At 62.1% G+C, this 16,417-nt stretch carries 13 protein-coding genes and 1 riboswitch; of the genes, 2 read left to right on the forward strand and 11 right to left on the reverse strand.

The window, feature by feature from the left end:
* Positions 1–6: 6 nt before the first annotated feature.
* On the forward strand, positions 7–858 hold the full coding sequence (gene prmC / locus ACIROW_RS15690; RefSeq protein WP_402277207.1) for a peptide chain release factor N(5)-glutamine methyltransferase: 852 nt from the start codon (positions 7–9) through the stop codon (positions 856–858).
* Positions 859–945: 87 nt separating this feature from the next.
* Here the strand turns inward: prmC and ACIROW_RS15695 are convergent, their stop codons facing one another.
* The 7 genes from ACIROW_RS15695 to ACIROW_RS15725 all read right to left on the reverse strand — a co-directional run bounded on the left by ACIROW_RS15695 (position 946) and on the right by ACIROW_RS15725 (position 11,404).
* Positions 946–4,542 (reverse strand): indolepyruvate ferredoxin oxidoreductase family protein, encoded by a 3,597-nt coding sequence (locus ACIROW_RS15695; RefSeq protein ID WP_402277209.1) that lies wholly within the window; start codon positions 4,540–4,542, stop codon positions 946–948.
* A gap of 238 nt (positions 4,543–4,780) precedes the next feature.
* Positions 4,781–5,668, reverse strand: coding sequence for a phenylalanine 4-monooxygenase (phhA, locus tag ACIROW_RS15700; protein ID WP_402277211.1), 888 nt, complete (start codon positions 5,666–5,668; stop codon positions 4,781–4,783).
* Between the two features lie 96 nt (positions 5,669–5,764).
* The gene (locus tag ACIROW_RS15705; RefSeq protein WP_402277213.1) at positions 5,765–6,472 is read right to left on the reverse strand and encodes a GNAT family N-acetyltransferase; all 708 of its coding nucleotides are present in this window, start codon (positions 6,470–6,472) and stop codon (positions 5,765–5,767) included.
* A gap of 12 nt (positions 6,473–6,484) precedes the next feature.
* Positions 6,485–7,711: a multifunctional CCA addition/repair protein gene (locus ACIROW_RS15710; protein WP_402277215.1), complete on the reverse strand. Its 1,227-nt coding sequence runs from the start codon at positions 7,709–7,711 to the stop codon at positions 6,485–6,487.
* 7 nt (positions 7,712–7,718) lie between these two features.
* Entirely contained in the window at positions 7,719–8,417 is a 699-nt protein-coding gene (locus tag ACIROW_RS15715) for a glutathione S-transferase family protein (RefSeq protein WP_402277217.1), read from the reverse strand.
* A gap of 24 nt (positions 8,418–8,441) precedes the next feature.
* Positions 8,442–9,410, reverse strand: a complete 969-nt coding sequence (locus tag ACIROW_RS15720) for a complex I NDUFA9 subunit family protein (protein ID WP_402277219.1) — start codon at positions 9,408–9,410, stop codon at positions 8,442–8,444.
* A 41-nt stretch (positions 9,411–9,451) separates the two neighbouring features.
* Complete coding sequence (locus tag ACIROW_RS15725) at positions 9,452–11,404, reverse strand: transglycosylase SLT domain-containing protein (protein WP_402277221.1); 1,953 nt, start codon at positions 11,402–11,404, stop codon at positions 9,452–9,454.
* 26 nt (positions 11,405–11,430) lie between these two features.
* Here ACIROW_RS15725 and ACIROW_RS15730 point away from each other — a divergent pair, with 26 nt between their 5' ends.
* Positions 11,431–12,066 (forward strand): 5-formyltetrahydrofolate cyclo-ligase, encoded by a 636-nt coding sequence (locus ACIROW_RS15730; RefSeq protein ID WP_402277223.1) that lies wholly within the window; start codon positions 11,431–11,433, stop codon positions 12,064–12,066.
* Positions 12,067–12,125: 59 nt separating this feature from the next.
* Here ACIROW_RS15730 and metF read toward each other — a convergent pair whose 3' ends face one another.
* The 4 genes from metF to metK form a co-directional block, all read right to left on the reverse strand.
* Positions 12,126–12,968, reverse strand: a complete 843-nt coding sequence (gene metF, locus ACIROW_RS15735) for a methylenetetrahydrofolate reductase [NAD(P)H] (protein WP_402277225.1) — start codon at positions 12,966–12,968, stop codon at positions 12,126–12,128.
* 48 nt (positions 12,969–13,016) lie between these two features.
* On the reverse strand, positions 13,017–13,367 hold the full coding sequence (locus tag ACIROW_RS15740) for a phage holin family protein (protein ID WP_402277227.1): 351 nt from the start codon (positions 13,365–13,367) through the stop codon (positions 13,017–13,019).
* Between the two features lie 136 nt (positions 13,368–13,503).
* Positions 13,504–14,916, reverse strand: coding sequence for an adenosylhomocysteinase (ahcY, locus tag ACIROW_RS15745; protein WP_402277229.1), 1,413 nt, complete (start codon positions 14,914–14,916; stop codon positions 13,504–13,506).
* 45 nt (positions 14,917–14,961) lie between these two features.
* Positions 14,962–15,038: riboswitch (S-adenosyl-L-homocysteine riboswitch) on the reverse strand.
* 108 nt (positions 15,039–15,146) lie between these two features.
* Positions 15,147–16,310 (reverse strand): methionine adenosyltransferase, encoded by a 1,164-nt coding sequence (gene metK / locus ACIROW_RS15750; RefSeq protein WP_402277231.1) that lies wholly within the window; start codon positions 16,308–16,310, stop codon positions 15,147–15,149.
* Positions 16,311–16,417: the final 107 nt, after the last annotated feature.

Consider the following 16,417-nt stretch of genomic DNA (forward strand, 5'->3'; position numbering starts at 1 on the left):
TTTTCCGTGACTGATTTTCCGGACATCCGGCCAGGCGTCAGCCTGGCCGAGGCGCTGCGCAACGCCCCGCTCGACTCGCTGGAAAATCGCATCCTGATCGGCCATGCGCTGCAACTGACGCGCATCCAGCTGATCACCCAATCCGAACGTCAACTTACACCCGATGAAGCGGCGCAACTGAGCGCGCTGTTCCGTCGTCGCCTGCAAGGCGAGCCGATCGCCTACATCGTCGGTGAGCGCGAGTTCTTCGGCCTGGCGATGCAGGTCACAGCGGATGTCCTGATCCCGCGTCCCGACACCGAATTGCTGGTGGAGCTGGCGCTGGAGCGCTTGCCGCAACACGGCCGGGCGCTCGACATGGGCACCGGCTCCGGCGCCATCGCGGTGGCCATTGCGCACACGCGGCCGGATGTCTCCATGACAGCGCTCGACGTCAGTGAAGGCGCGCTGAAGGTCGCTGCAGGGAATGCGCAACGGCATGATGCAAAGGTAGAGTTTTTGCGCAGCGACTGGTACGCCGCGCTGGGCGACGCCACGGCTCCGTATCTCGACCTGATCGTTTCCAATCCGCCTTACATCGTCGCCGGCGACGTGCACTTGTCGCAGGGGGATTTGCGCTTCGAACCGATCAGCGCATTGACCGATCACGCTGACGGCTTGTCGGCGCTGCGCATCATCATCGACGGTGCGGCGACTTATCTGAAAGCGGACGGATGGCTGTTGATGGAACACGGCTACGATCAGTCAGAGGCCGTGCGCAAGCTGCTGGAGCAGCGCGGTTTCGCCGAAGTGCAAAGCTGGCGCGACCTGGCCGGGATCGAACGTGTCAGCGGCGGCAGGCTCACTGCCACTTCCTAATCTCTTCCAAGCCGCGAAATAAAAACGCCGTCGTCCCGGCATTGCCCGGGACGACGGCGAGTGTTGCGACAGCGTCGGCGTAAAGGCTTACGCCGCCTTCTGCCCGCCTTCCGGCGTCTTCGGCTTTTGCCCTGCGTCAAACATGCGCAGCAGATCCGCCTCCTTCTGTTTCGCCGCCTTCAGGTGGCGCTCCTTGACATGGCCATAGCCGCGGATATCTTCCGGAATGCGCGCAATCGCCACAGCCTGCGCCAGGTTGTCGGCGCTGAGTTTGCTTAACAAACCGCCGACCGTCTTGCAGTATTCGGCGATCAGCGCACGCTCCTGCTTGCGCTCGTCGGTGTAGCCGAACACGTCCAGCGGCGTACCACGCAGGAAGCGCAGCTTGGCCAGCACGCCGAAGGCGCGCATCATCCATGGGCCGTATTGTTTCTTGATCAGATGACCGTTGTTGTCATGCTTGGCCAGCAGCGGCGGCGCCAGGTGGAATTTCAACTGGTAGTCGCCCTCGAACATGGCGGCGATCTTTTCGCGGAAGGCAGGCGCGGTGTAGAGGCGCGCGACTTCATATTCATCCTTGTACGCCATCAGCTTGAACAGGTAAGTCGCCACCGCCGTGCTGAGCTTCATCGCCTTGCCGGCTTCGCCCAGTGCGGCTTCCGCATGCTGCGCCTGCGCGACGAAATCGCTGTACTGGCGCGCATAAGCGGCGTTCTGGTATTGCGTGAGGAAGTCGATCCGCTTGGCCAGCACTTCCTCCAGCGAAGGCGGCCGTTTGAAGTCGATCACCTGCGCCGTCATCCCGTTGCGACGGGCGGCTTGCGCCACCATGTCGGCGTCGTGCGCGGCGGCGCGGCCCCAGCCGAAGGCTTGCTTGTTGAACTCGACCGACAAGGCGTTCAGTTCGATGGCCTTGAGAAGCGCGCCTTCCGACAGCGGCACCCAGCCGCGTTGCCATGCATAACCGAGCATGAACATGTTGGTCGCGATGGCGTCGCCCATCAGTGCGGTGGCGATGTTGCCGGCGTCGATCAGGGCCACGCGTTCCGTGCCGCAGGCGCTCTGGATGCTGCCCTCGGCTGACTCCGCCGGGAACTGCCAGTCCGGATTGCGCACGAAAGCCGCGGTCGGCATGCGGGTGGAATTGACGGCCGCGTGCGTGCGTCCCTCGCCCATGCGCGACAAGGCGTCGCGGCTGGCGGTGACGATGACGTCGCAGCCGATCACCAGATCCGCCGCACCGGTGCCCACGCGCGTCGAATACAAATCGTCGGGACGTTCGGACAGACGCACGTGCGACATCACCGGTCCGCCCTTTTGCGCCAGGCCGCTCATGTCGAGCACCGAGCAGGCCTTGCCTTCGACGTGCGCCGCCATCGCCAGGATCTGGCCGATGGTGATCACGCCGGTGCCGCCGATGCCGGTGACGACGATGCCGTAGGTGTCGCCCATGGAGGGCAATTGCGGTTCGGGCAGGGATGGTCCCTGCGCTGCGGCTTCGGTCTTTTCAACCGCCACGCGTTTGGCCTTTTTGAGCTTGCCGCCTTCCACCGTGACGAAGCTCGGGCAGAAGCCGTTCACGCAGGAATAGTCCTTGTTGCACGACGATTGATTGATCTGGCGCTTGCGGCCGAATTCGGTTTCCAGCGGCTCCACCGACAGGCAGTTGGATTGCACGCTGCAATCGCCGCAGCCTTCGCACACGGCTTCGTTGATCACGGCGCGCTTGGCCGGATCGGGATAGGCGTCGCGTTTGCGGCGGCGGCGCTTTTCCGAGGCGCAGGTCTGGTCGTAGATCATGGCGGACACGCCCTGCACTTCGCGCAATTCGCGCTGCACGGCGTCGAGTTCGCTGCGATGACGGACAGTCACCCCTTCGGCCCACGGCGTGCCGGCGGGATACTTATCCGGCTCGTCGGTGACGACGATGATCGGACGCACGTTCTCGGCGGCCAGCTGGCGCGAGATCATGGCCGGATCGAGCGGGCCGTCGAACTCCTGTCCGCCGGTCATGGCGACCGCATCGTTGTACAGAATCTTGTAAGTCATGTTGACCTTGCCCGCCACCGCAGCGCGCACGGCCAGCAAACCCGAATGGAAATAGGTGCCGTCGCCGAGGTTGGAGAAGACGTGTTTCTCGCTGGTGAACGGCGCCTGGCCGACCCAGGTCACGCCCTCGCCGCCCATGTGCGAAAAGATGGTCGATTCGCGATCCATCCAGGTCACCATGTAATGGCAGCCGATGCCGGCCAGCGCGCGGCTGCCGTCGGGCAGCTTGGTCGAGGTGTTGTGCGGGCAACCCGAACAGAAATGCGGGATGCGGTCCTTGTTCGGATCGGGCTTGGTGCTGACGTTGAGCGTGGCTTCCTTGGCTTCGAGGAAAGCGATGCGCGCCTTGACGCGCTGCTCGATCGGATGACCGGCGTAGTACTTGGAAATGCGCGTAGCGATGGCGCGTGCGATCTGCGCCGGGCTCAGTTCGTAAGTTGCAGGCAGTAGCCAGTTGCCGTGGCCTTCGCGCGGCGAGCCGCTCCATTCGCCGGTGTCGTCGAACTTGCCGACCACACGCGGACGCACGTCGTCGCGCCAGTTGTAGAGCTCTTCCTTGATCTGGTATTCGAGGATCTGGCGCTTCTCTTCGACCACCAGGATCTCATCGAGGCCTTGCGCGAACTCGCGCACGCCTTCGGCTTCCAGCGGCCAGGTCATGCCGATCTTGTAGAGGCGGATGCCGATGTCGCGCGCGACTTGCTCGTCGATGCCGAGATCGTAGAGCGCCTGGCGCGTGTCGAGATAGGACTTGCCGGCGGTGACGATGCCGATGCGCGCCTGCGGACTGTCCCAGATGATCTGGTTGAGCTTGTTGACGCGGGCATAGGCCAATGCGGCGTACCACTTGTAGACGTTCATGCGCGTCTCTTGCTCAAGCACGGTGTCGGGCTGGCGGATATTGAGGCCGCCCAACGGCAATTCGAAATCGGTGGGAATGATCGGCTGCACGCGCTGCGGATCGATCTCCACCGACATGCCGGATTCGACAATGTCGGTCACGCACTTGAGCGACACCCACAGGCCGGTGTAGCGGCTCATGGCCCAGCCGTGCAGGCCGTAGTCGAGGTATTCCTGCACCGACGACGGATACAGCACCGGGATGCCGCAAGCCTTGAGGATGTGTTCGCTCTGGTGCGCGGTGGTGGACGACTTGGCGGCGTGGTCGTCGCCGGCGATCACCAGCACGCCGCCGTGCTGCGAGGTGCCGGCCATGTTGGCGTGCTTGAAGACGTCGCCGCAGCGATCCACGCCGGGGCCTTTGCCGTACCACAGCGAAAACACGCCGTCGTATTGCGCGCCCGGGAACAGGTTGACCTGCTGCGTCCCCCACACGGCGGTGGCGGCCAGGTCTTCGTTCATGCCGGGGTGGAATTTGACGTGGGCGGCGTCGAGATATTTCTTGGCCTTGGCGGCGGTCTGGTCGACCGTACCCAAAGGCGAGCCGCGATAGCCGGTGACGTAACCGGCGGTGTTCAATCCGGCCTGGAGGTCGTGCTGTCGCTGCAGCATCGGCAGCCGTATCAGCGCCTGGATGCCGGTCATGAAAACGCGACCGCGCTCCAGCGAATATTTGTCGTCCAGGGAAATGTCATCCAGCAACAGGCGTTCACTGGAAGGTAGGGGTGCGTTCATGCATTGTCTCCGTGCCAAAAATCGTGTCTTTGTTTGCACATGGATCTGTTCGAGATCCTGCTTAAAACTCGTCCGCCTTGTGGGCGAATGGTTCTGTTCTTTTGATGCGGCTACAGTAGCACAAGCGGCGTATTGCCGCTACGCACGGCGCAGCATGGCGGACGCGGGGCTGACGATGCGCTGACAGCGAAAAAAAAGCCCCTGCGGGAAGGCAGGGGCGGCGTTCGGTTGCTGCGGATCAGGTTATGGGCAGGTTTTGCTCGCCCGGCAACAGGGTGCTGGCCGGCAGGGCGTCCTGCGCCTTCAGTTGCTCGTACAGCGCGGTGAAGTCGGGCGCGGTATCGTCGAACAATTGCTGGAAGTCGCGGATGACGAAATAGGTTTCCTGGTAGGAGTCGATCTTGTACAGCGTGCGCATGACGCGTTCGACCTGGAACGGGATGCGGTTCGGCTGCTGATCCTGTGAACCGCGCAGAGCGTAATCGACCTCGCCGCCCGACGACAGGATGCCGGCGCCGTAGATGCGCAAGCCTTCCGGACTCTGGATCAGGCCGAACTCGATCGTGTACCAATACAAGCGCGCCAGGAAGGCCAGGCCGTCGAGCTTGAGTGCTTTCAGGCCGCCCTTGCCGTATTCCTGCAGATGATCGGCAAACACCGGATTGAACAGCAGCGGCACATGACCGAAGAAATCGTGGAACACGTCCGGTTCGACGATGTAGTCGAACTCGCTCTCTTCGCGCAGCCACACGGTGACCGGGAAGCGACGGTTGGCAAGATGCTCGAAGAAAGTATGGTCCGGCACCAGCCCGGGCACGGCGACCAGTTGCCAACCGGTGGCCTTGTACAGCGCCTCGGTGGTGCGGTTGAATTGCGGAATGCCTTGCGAGACGTCGAGCGCCTTGATGCTGTCGAGGAAGACGTCGCAGGCGCGGTCCGGAATCAGTTTTGCCTGGCGCTCGTACAGGCGTCGCCACAGCGCGTGTTGGGCGGGCGTGTAAGCGGCCCAGTTCTGGTCTACGACGAAGTTCTTGTCGGCGTTGCTGTAGTCGCCGCGCAAGGCGCCGCTGTCCGACTTGGCGGCCACGCTGGCAAAGAAGTCGTCGGTGCTGGCGGAGTTGTTCATGTGTTCTGCTGGAAAATGCCTGTAAGCCGCCATTATCGCCGATTTCGCTCCGGCGGCCGCATGCTTGCGCGGTTGGCGGGCGGGCTCAGGCGCTGTTCAGGCCTTCGGCTTGCCGATGCCGAAGACCCTGCTGATCCATTTGAACAGCGCGCGCATGTTGGCCTTGATGATGTAGTCGAGCATGGCGACCTGCTCTTCCATGGCTTCCTGGAACAACGTGACCGGATTGGCCGGCTGCAGCTTCAGGTAGGCGTCCGCTTCACCGTAGTCTCGATGGATTTCCATGCCGGCTTTCTTGGCGATGTGCATCATGACCTTGTTGGACGACAGGCAATGCATGTACAGCGTGTCGACGTCGGCGTTGCGGCAACGGATCGCGGCGCGCACGAACAGCTTGGTGCCGACGCCCATGCCGCGCGCTGCCGCCGAGACGGACACGCCGAACTCGGCGACGCGCGCCTTGAGCGTGGCGCCGCTGACGGGGGATGTCTCGCGCGGCGCGAAAGCCAGGTGACCGGCCCCCAGCAGGCGCAGCTTGCGATCGTAGACGCCGAAAATCGTGTCGCGGGAGAAATCGATGTTTTCGACATAGCGCGTGACCAGCTCATCGGACAGCTTGCTGCCGAAACGCAGCAGCCGGTCTTTTTCTTCCAGCGCCAGGAAATGCCGCAGCAGATGCCGACGCGCGCGCGGCGACAGCTCCTTGACCAGGATCATCGGCTTTTCCGATGCCTCGGCGAGGGCGCTGAGTGTGTGCTTCAGGCGGTCCAGCCTGGCGCGCAGTTGCGTGATGAAGGGTGACATGGGCGGGGCGGCTTAACTCGCGTTGGTGGCGGCATATTCCGCCACCGCTTCCGTGCGCGCGGCCATGATTGCCTCCGGGATGCGTTGCGGCTGCTCCTTGAACTTTGCGGCGATGGCGCCGGCATCCACACCCTGGGCCGCCTTGAGAGCGCCCATGAGGTAATCCAGCTGCGGAAACGCGACGTCTTCAAAACCGGTGCGGCCGCGCCGGTCGCACTCTGACGCCTGCAGCATGTCGTGAAAACGCCCCGGCTTGCGGAAGCCGTCGCAGCGCGCCAGCAGATTGACGATGGTGGCCGGGCGCAGTTCGAAGGCGCGGCCGACGTTGCCATGTTCGCGCGCGGTGATCACGGCCACGTCGCGGCAATCGTTGGGCACCTTGAGGCGGTCACAGATGCCTTGCACCAGCTCGACGCTGCGGCCTTCATGGCCGTGATGGCTGGGCCACAGATCGGGCGGCGTGGTGCCCTTGCCGAGATCGTGCATGAGCGCGGCGAAGCGCACGCCCAGCGAATACCCGCGGCCGGCGGCATAGTCGAGCACCATCATGACGTGCACGCCGGTGTCGATTTCGGGATGGTATTTGGCCGGTTGCGGCACGCCCCATAGCGCGTCCAGTTCGGGCAGGATGCGCGCCAGGGCGCCGCAGTCGCGCAGCACGGCGAACATGCGCGAGGGAGTCTGTTCCATCATGCCGCGCGCCAATTCCTGCCACACGCGTTCAGGCACCAGCGCGTCGACCTCGCCGGCGGCGACCATCTTCTGCATCAGCGCATTGGTTTCCGGCGCAACCGTGAAATCAGGAAAGCGCGCCGCGAAACGCGCCAGGCGCAGGATGCGCACCGGGTCTTCGACGAACGCGTCGGAGACGTGCCGGAACACGCGTCGGCGGATATCTTCCTGGCCGTGATAGGGATCGACCAGCACGCCGTCTTCGCCCTTGGCGATGGCATTGATGGTGAGGTCGCGCCGCGCCAGGTCCTGCTCGAGCGTGACAGCGCTGTCGGTATGGAACACGAATCCCTTGTAGCCCGGGGCCGTCTTGCGTTCGGTGCGCGCCAGCGCGTATTCCTCCTGGGTGTCGGGATGCAGGAACACCGGGAAGTCCTTCCCGACCGGACGGAACCCCTGTGCGAGCATGTCTTCGGGCGTGGCGCCGACGACCACGTAGTCGTGATCCTGCACCGGCAAGCCGAGCAGTTCATCGCGCACCGCGCCGCCGACGACGTAGATCTTCATCAGCGGCTCAATGGTCGGGCAAGACTTCTTTTTCGACCAGCGCTTCGGCGATCCACTTGGCCACGGCGGGATGTTCCACCACGCGGTCAACGTAAGCTTGCAGCGCCGGCGCCAGCGACACGTGGTAGCTGCGGAAGCGCATCACCACGGGTGCATAGAAGGCATCGGCGATCGAAAAGTCGCCGAACAGGAATTCGTGATGGCCGAACTGCGCCAGGCAGTCTTCCCAGATTTCGCAGATGCGGCCGATGTCGCCCTGCGCTTCGGCCGTGCGGCCCTTGCCCGGATAGCTGCCGCGGATGTCCATGCTCATGGCGCTGCGCAGGCCGGTGAAGCCGGAATGCATTTCGGCCGTGATGCTGCGCGCGACGGCGCGCGCAGCGGTCTCTTGCGGCCAGAGCTTGCGGTCCGGGAATTGTTCGGCCAGGTATTCGCAGATGGCCAGCGAGTCCCAGATATGGGTCTGGCCGTCGAGCAGCACCGGCACGCGGCCGGCGGCGGAATATTCGGCGATCTTGCTGGCGGTGTCGGGCTGGTCGAGGCAGATGCGGATTTCGCGGAACGGAATGTCGAATGCCGTCAGCACCACCCATGGGCGCATCGACCAGGAGGAATAATTTTTGTTGCCGATGACCAGCGTGATGGCGTTCTTGCCGGCCTTTTCCAACGTCGCCGACAGGGTCGGATCAAGTTCGGTGTTCTGCATGGCTATCCTTAAAAATGGTTGGCTTCAGCGCCGTGCGCCGCGACGATGGGCGTCCATCTGCTGCTGCATGTGCACGCCGGCAAGGTAACGCGGTGCAATCGCTTCCAGTGCGGTCGGCATGATGTGCAACTCGGGCGCCATCGGCGCGCTCGCCACATTGTCCACCTGCATGGAAGCCAGATTATCGCGACTCATCATGCGTCCTGGCAAATGTTCCAGCAAAAAAGCTTGCAAAGACGCCAACGCCGGCGGCAATCCGAACACCGGACGCGGATGGCCGGAACACAATCCGGCCAGCTGCACCAACTGGCGCAGCGTGTAGACCTGCGGCCCGGCCAGCTCGTAGCTCCTGCCTTGCGTGGCATCATTCTGCAAGGCACTGACGAAAGCCTGCGCCACGTCGCCCACGTATACCGGCTGGAAGCGCGCCTCGGCGCCGCCCAGCGGCATGACGGGGAAACGCTTTTGCAGCGCGGCGAACAGGTTGAGGAAATTGTCGTGTTCGCCGAACACCACCGAAGGCCGGAACACCGTGGTCGCGACAGCGGCGTCCGAGAAGGCCGCAACTTCGCCCGCCGCCTTGGAGCGCTGATACATCGACGGCGCCTGCGCCGACGCGCCCAGTGCACTCATGTGCAGGTAACGTCGCACGCCATGCCTGGCGCAGGCGGCCACGATCTTGCGCGGCAATTCGACGTGGGCGCGTTCGAAATCGGGACCCCAGGCGCTACCGCGCGGTCCGCTGCGCGAATGCAGGATGCCGACCAGATTGATGACGACATCGGCCTGAGACACGAGGCGATCCAGTGCGGCATCGTCGTGCACGTCGGCGATCGTGGTGCGCACCGTCGGCATCACCAGCAAATGCTTGCTGCGCTCGTAGCGCCGGGTCGGCACCGTGATTCTGGCCGCCGTGCTGCGCGCCAACTGGGCGACCAGCTGGCTGCCGATGAATCCGGAGCCGCCGATGATCAAGATGTTTTTGTACGCCATGGCCGTCATCGCTTTCTTTGCTTCTGGGCCGCCACGCGGTATCAAGGCAGGTCGGTCGGGGTATTGGTGCGCGGCGCCACCGTGCCGAGACGCTGCTTGAGCGACTGCGGCTTGTTCTCGAACAGGGCGGCGTAATAAGTAGCATTGGACATCACGTTCTTGACGTAGCCGCGCGTCTCGTTGAATGGGATTGATTCAGCGAAAATCGCACCTTCAACACTGCGGTTTAGCGTCGAGCGCCACGTACGCGGACGTCCGGGACCGGCGTTGTAGGCAGCGGTCGCCAAGGCCTGCGAACCGTCGAGGTTGTTGAGCACCATGTTCAGGTAGCTGGTGCCCAGCAGCAGGTTGGTGTTGATGTCGTTGATCTGGTCCTGCGAAAACTCGGTCAGGCCGATTTTCTTGGCGACGTATTTCGCAGTCGACGGCATCAGCTGCATCAGGCCGGAAGCACCGACATAGGATTTGGCGTTCTTGATGAAGCGCGATTCCTGGCGGATCAGGCCATAGACCCAGGCATTTTCCAGGCCGAGCGGACGCGTGTTGGCGGTCATTTCGCTCAGGTGCGGCGCCGGGAAGCGCTGGGTGAAATCCATTTCCTGCTTGGTGCGGTCGGAGGTGTTCACCATGCGGTCGAGCACATCGCTCTGACGTGCGAACTCGGCGGCGGCGAGCAACTGGCGGTCGCTCATGCGGCGCAACTCCCAGTTCCATTCACGGATGCCTTCGTAGCGCATGTTGAGGTCATAGAACTTGAGCGCGCGCTTGAAGCCGCTGTTCTGCGCCATCGGTGCGATCTCGGCCGGCGTCGGCGGCGTCGGACCGGCAGGGATCACGATTTTCTGGCCCAGTTCTTCGGTGGCCAGCTGGCCGTAGAAGCTGACGTTCGAGGCGATCGACTGGAACAGGCGCTGGGCCGATTCGGTCTGGCCGTCTTCCTTTTGCGCGCGCGCCAGCCAGTAAGTCCAGGTGATGTCGCTGCGCAGCGAAGCCGGCATGGCGTCGATGGTGGACTTCACCAGCTTCCAGTCGCCGGCGCGCAGGGCGATGCGTACTTTCCACTGATACGCTTCGTAGGACAGCGGCGCGTCCTTGGTCTTGCGCCAGTAGTCGATCGCTTCCGGCATCAGCTTCATCGACGCCGGCAAGGCTATCTGGGCCCAGGCGATGGCTTGTTCCTGCGCGGTCAGGCCGGAGGCGCCACTCAGGAACGCGGCGGCCTGCTGCGGGTTGTTCTTGGCGGCCCGGCCGATGGCGATGATGTACAGCTCGTGCGCGGTGCGGCCCTGACCCGGCCCGCGCGCCAGCAACGGCGCCGGCTTGTCGATTACCTGCTGCAGGGTGACGTCGCCGTTGTCGGTAAAGATCGCGGCGCGGCGCGCCACCATGATGCTGCCGGCTTCAACCGCCTGGCGGATCTGCGCCCAGATGTCGCTTTCGCCGAATTGATGGTTTTGCGCCAGCGTACCAATCAGGTCACTGCAGCCCTGGCCGTAATCCTTGGGACTGGTGAGCAAGGCGCGCGCTTCATCGGCGACGTTCTGTCCCTTGAGCGCGCGCGAATTCAACGCGAAGCATTTGACCTGTACGTCATCGTTCAGCACGAACAACGGGTATTGCTCATCAAAGGTAGTCCAGTCGCCGGTCTTGCCCAGCGCCAACAGCCAGTCGTTGCGCAGGCGATCGCCGATCGCGGTGCCATCGTAGCGCGCCAGGAAATCGCGGATTTCCGACACTGGCGCGGTGAAGTCGCGCACGCGTGGTTTCAGCCGATAATAGTCAACGTAGGAAGGAATGACATAATCGGGCAAACGCGCCGCCAGATTGAGCGCCGTGGCCGAGTCGTCGACCCGTGAGGCGTCGCGCAGCGCAAGGAAAACGTCATCCTGCGACGCAGCGGCGGAGGGCCGTTTCTGCGCCTGGGCCGGCAGAGAAAAACTCATTGCCGCCGCAGCAGCGCATGTGATCACGACCACGCATTTCTTTAATTGCATTCTTATACAACCTTCGATTGAAACAAATGACGACTTCAAGGATAGCACGCGGTTCTGCGCACATTGACGCTGTCGGGCGCACGCCGCAAATAGCGGCAACAGCGGCAACAGCGGCAACAACAGCCGCCGCGTCGGAAAAATCGGTCCTGCGCACGCGTTTGCTCGCCGCCCGCAGAGCCATGACGCCGGCCGCCAGGGCCGCGGCTGAAGCGATGATCTGCAGCCGTCTGCTGGACTGGCTGCAAAAGAATCCGGTCGCCAGCCTCGGGGTGTACCACCCGATCCGCCAGGAACCGGACCTGCATCCGGCTTATAACGCGCTGGCGGCCCAAGGCGTGCACCTGTCCTTGCCGATAATTCGCGGAAAAGATGCGCCGCTGGAATTCGTCCGCTGGACGCCGGGCGAACCATTGGTGAAAGATGCCATGGGCACCTCGGCGCCTGAGGGAGGCGAGACCGTGCGCCCGCAGGCGCTGCTGATCCCGTGCCTGGGCTTCAATGCGGCGCGCCTGCGGCTGGGCTATGGCGGCGGCTTTTACGACCGTACGCTGGCGCAGGCTCCGCGGCCGCTGGCCATCGGCGTCGCCTATGCCGGGGCGCTGGCGGAATTCGGAGGGCAGCCGCATGACATTGCGCTGGATGTGATTCTTACCGATGCGTGAAAGGGCAGCGCAATAAAAAAGCCGGCTCGAAGCCGGCTTTTTTATTGCTTGCAGCTGTATCAATCCACCAGTCGTTGCCAGATTGCCATTGTCGCGGCAGGCTGGTTCAGCGTGTAAAAATGCAGACCCGGCGCACCGCCTTCCAGCAATTGTTCGCACAGCTGCGTCACCACGTCGAGGCCGAAGGCCCGGATCGAATCGGCATCGTCGCCGTAGCTGGCCAGCTTGAGCCGGATCCAGCGCGGGATTTCAGTGCCGCACATATCCGAGAAACGCATCAGTTGGGTGTAGTTCGTGATCGGCATGATGCCCGGCACGATGGGCACGTTGACGCCCAGCCTTTGCGCCTCGTCGACGAAGTTGAAGTAAGCGTCGGGATTGTAGAAATACTGCGTGATGGCGGCATCGGCGCCAGCCTTGATCTTGCGCGCAAAGTTCTGCACGTCGTCCTGCGGCGATTTGGCCTGGGGATGCATTTCCGGATAGGCGCCGACTTCGATGTGGAACCAATCGCCGGTTTCGGCGCGGATGAACTCGACCAGCTCGTTGGCATAGCGGAATTCGCCGGACGAAAAATCAGCGGCGCCGAAGCCGCTCGGTAAATCGCCCCGCAAGGCGACCAGCTTCTTGATGCCGTGCGACTTGTACTCGGTCAGAATAGCGCGCAAGGCGTCGCGCGAGCTGCCGATGCAGGACAGATGCGGCGCGGCCACGTGGCCTTCGCTGATGATTTCCAGCACGGTGTCGAGCGTACCTTGCTGGGTCGAACCGCCGGCGCCGAAAGTGACCGAAAAATACTTCGGCTGCAGCTCGGCCAGCTTGGCGCGCGTGACGCGCAGCTTTTCCATGCCTTCAGGTGTCTTGGGCGGGAAAAACTCGATGCTGAAATTATGTTGTGTCATGAGAATTCGATCCGAAAACGATCAGGGCCTGGTCGTTGCAACTGCTGATCAGCCGCGTGTGGACTTCAGCAGCAGCGTCGACAGGGCCCACGAAACAATGCTGTACAACAGCGCGCCGCCCACTGCGGACCAGAAGCCGCCCACATGGAAACCACCCACCAGTTGCGCCACCACCCAGAACATCAGCCCGTTGATCACGAGGATGAACAAACCCAGCGTGAGCAGGGTCACCGGCAAGGTCAGCACCACCAGCACCGGACGCACCAGTGTATTGACGAAACCGAGGATCAGGGCCGCGATCAGGGCGGCGCCGAAGCTGTCGACCTGCACCGAGTGCAACAGGTAAGGCACGGCCAGCAAGGCCAGCGCATTGATCAGCCAGAGGATGAGCAGACGCATGTAATTTCCTTTCAGGCGGTGCGCCGACCGGCACCAACAATATAGTCGGCAGGCGGCGGACAAAACGACGAACAAATAGTGAACTAGCAGTGGACAAACAACCAGGCGACGGCATAGCCGCCGCCCTTAACGCTGATTAATAACGATAGTGTTCAGGCTTGTAAGGGCCATCCGCCTTCACGCCGATATAAGAAGCTTGTTCCGCAGTCAGTGTGCTCAATTGGGCATTGAGTTTCTTCAACTGCAGACGTGCAACCTTTTCGTCCAGATGCTTCGGCAGCGTGTAGACGCCGACCGGGTAGTTCTTGGTGTTCACGAACAGTTCGATCTGGGCGATGGTCTGGTTGGCGAACGACGAGCTCATCACGTAGGACGGGTGGCCGGTGCCGCAACCGAGGTTGACCAGGCGGCCTTCGGCCAGCAGGATGATGCGCTTGCCGTCAGGGAAGATGATGTGGTCGACTTGCGGCTTGATGTTTTCCCAGGTGTATTGCTTCAGTGCGGCGACTTCGATTTCGTTGTCGAAGTGGCCGATGTTGCAGACGATGGCCTGGTCTTTCATCTTCTTCATGTGGTCGTGCGTGATCACATGGTAGTTGCCGGTACATGTCACGAAGATATCACCGTGTTCAGCAGCGTAATCCATGGTAACGACGCGATAGCCTTCCATTGCCGCTTGCAGTGCGCAGATCGGATCGATTTCAGTGACCCAGACTTGTGCCGACAGCGCGCGCATGGCTTGCGCCGAGCCCTTGCCGACGTCGCCGTAACCGGCGATGACGGCGACCTTGCCGGCGATCATGACGTCGGTGGCGCGCTTGATGCCGTCGACCAGCGATTCACGGCAGCCGTACAGGTTGTCGAACTTGGACTTGGTGACGGAGTCGTTGACGTTGATCGCAGGGAAAGCCAGTTTGCCGTCCTTGAACATCTGATACAGACGATGCACGCCGGTAGTGGTTTCTTCGGTCACGCCCTTGACTTGCGCCAGACGCGTCGAATACCAGTTTGGCGAAGTCGTCAGCTTTTTCTTGATGGAGTTGAACAGGCAGATTTCTTCTTCCGAACCCGGATTGTTCAGCACCGATGCATCTTTTTCAGCGCGTGTACCCAGATGCAGCAGCAGCGTTGCATCGCCGCCATCGTCGAGGATCATGTTGGCTTGTTCGTTGTCGCCGCCTTGCCATTCGAAGATGCGGTGCGTGAACTCCCAGTACTCGTCCAGCGATTCGCCCTTGAACGCGAACACCGGCGTACCCTTGTCGGCGATTGCCGCGGCAGCATGGTCCTGAGTCGAGTAGATATTGCAGGATGCCCAACGGACCTTGGCGCCCAGTGCTTCCAGCGTCTGGATCAGCACGGCGGTCTGGATGGTCATGTGGATCGAACCGGTGATGCGCGCGCCCTTCAACGGCTGGGCCGCGGCGAACTCTTCGCGGATGGCCATCAGGCCTGGCATTTCGGTTTCAGCGATCTTGATCTCTTTATGGCCCCATTGCGCCAGGCTGATATCGGCGATCACATAATCTTTGTTGGAATTGGTAGTCATGGCTGCGGCGTTCTCACGCCCTCCTTTCGAAAAATCAGAAAAAAAGTAACGTGAGCGCAGTTGCATATTGACGGTATCAAGCCTGGCAAGATCGATGTCTTGTCGCAACGCTCCTTGATACGGAAAGGCATTGTAAATCAGTTTATGTACGAAATGCCATCGTACATCGATAAACCGGCTCACGCCGGCTTATCGGCAGGATCGCAGCAAACAGCGATCCTTGTTCTTTTTTAGAAGCCCGCAGCAGCCTTCAATGCAGCCGCCTTGTCGGTGCGTTCCCACGAGAATTCCGGCTCTTCGCGGCCGAAGTGGCCGTAAGCAGCGGTCTTCTGGTAAATCGGACGCAACAGGTCCAGCATTTGCACGATGCCCTTCGGACGCAGGTCGAAATGTTCCAGCACCAGTTCCGCCAGCTTTTCGTCGCTGATCTTGCCGGTGCCGAAGGTGGTGACCATGACCGAAGTCGGCTTGGCGATACCGATGGCGTACGACACTTGGATCTGGCAACGCGACGCCAAGCCGGCGGCCACGATGTTCTTGGCGACGTAACGGCCGGCGTAGGCTGCCGAACGGTCAACCTTGGAGGGATCCTTGCCGGAGAACGCGCCGCCGCCGTGTGGTGCTGCGCCACCGTAGGTGTCGACGATGATCTTGCGACCGGTCAGGCCGCAGTCGCCTTGCGGACCTCCGATAACGAAGCGACCGGTCGGGTTGATCAGGTAACGGGTGTTCTTGATCCACTCTGCCGGCACGACCGGGCGGATGATTTCTTCGATCGCGGCTTCTTCGATGGCCTTGTGTTCCATTTCAGGCGCATGCTGGGTCGACAGCACGATGGTGTCGATGGCGACCGGACGGCCATCGACATACTTCAGCGTCACTTGCGATTTTGCATCGGGACGCAGCCATGGCAGGCGGCCATCCTTGCGCAGTTGCGACTGGCGTTCGACGATACGGTGCGCGTAGTAGATGGCAGCAGGCATCAGTTCCGGTGTTTCATCGCAGGCGTAGCCGAACATCAGACCTTGGTCGCCCGCGCCCTGGTCGAGGTCGAGGCCCTTGCCTTCGTCAACGCCCTGGGCGATGTCCGGTGATTGCTTGTCGTAGGCGACGAGCACGGCGCAGCTCTTGTAGTCGATGCCGTAGTCGGCGTTGTCGTAACCGATGCGCTTGATGGTTTGGCGAGCGACGTCGATATAGTCAACGTTGGCGCGTGTAGTGATTTCACCGGCGAGCACGACCAGGCCTGTGTTGCACAGGGTTTCGGCGGCGACGCGGGAGAGGGGATCTTGTGCAAAGATGGCATCCAGAATCGCATCGGAAATCTGGTCGGCTACTTTGTCTGGGTGACCTTCCGAGACGGATTCGGAAGTAAAGAGATACTCGTTGGACATCACAGGCTCCTGCATATAGAGATTTAACCGGTGTCGCGGCCTATCTCCAGCCTGCGACGCTTTAGCGAAATTTATATCCCGTCTCGCAAGTTGTCATTAACTCGACG

Origin of the sequence: Herbaspirillum sp. NPDC101397 (genome assembly GCF_044767325.1) — a bacterium.
Lineage (GTDB): Bacteria > Pseudomonadota > Gammaproteobacteria > Burkholderiales > Burkholderiaceae_D > Herbaspirillum.

Bases quoted from the DNA above. Each gene is read 5' to 3' on its own strand.
- ahcY (WP_402277229.1), bottom strand. From the start codon at position 14,916: ATGACTACCAATTCCAACAAAGATTATGTGATCGCCGATATCAGCCTG.
- ACIROW_RS15730 (WP_402277223.1), top strand. From the start codon at position 11,431: ATGACGACTTCAAGGATAGCACGCGGTTCTGCGCACATTGACGCTGTC.
- metK (WP_402277231.1), bottom strand. From the start codon at position 16,310: ATGTCCAACGAGTATCTCTTTACTTCCGAATCCGTCTCGGAAGGTCAC.
- ACIROW_RS15725 (WP_402277221.1), bottom strand. From the start codon at position 11,404: ATGCAATTAAAGAAATGCGTGGTCGTGATCACATGCGCTGCTGCGGCG.
- phhA (WP_402277211.1), bottom strand. From the start codon at position 5,668: ATGAACAACTCCGCCAGCACCGACGACTTCTTTGCCAGCGTGGCCGCC.
- ACIROW_RS15695 (WP_402277209.1), bottom strand. From the start codon at position 4,542: ATGAACGCACCCCTACCTTCCAGTGAACGCCTGTTGCTGGATGACATT.
- ACIROW_RS15715 (WP_402277217.1), bottom strand. From the start codon at position 8,417: ATGCAGAACACCGAACTTGATCCGACCCTGTCGGCGACGTTGGAAAAG.
- ACIROW_RS15720 (WP_402277219.1), bottom strand. From the start codon at position 9,410: ATGGCGTACAAAAACATCTTGATCATCGGCGGCTCCGGATTCATCGGC.
- metF (WP_402277225.1), bottom strand. From the start codon at position 12,968: ATGACACAACATAATTTCAGCATCGAGTTTTTCCCGCCCAAGACACCT.
- ACIROW_RS15710 (WP_402277215.1), bottom strand. From the start codon at position 7,711: ATGAAGATCTACGTCGTCGGCGGCGCGGTGCGCGATGAACTGCTCGGC.
- ACIROW_RS15740 (WP_402277227.1), bottom strand. From the start codon at position 13,367: ATGCGTCTGCTCATCCTCTGGCTGATCAATGCGCTGGCCTTGCTGGCC.
- ACIROW_RS15705 (WP_402277213.1), bottom strand. From the start codon at position 6,472: ATGTCACCCTTCATCACGCAACTGCGCGCCAGGCTGGACCGCCTGAAG.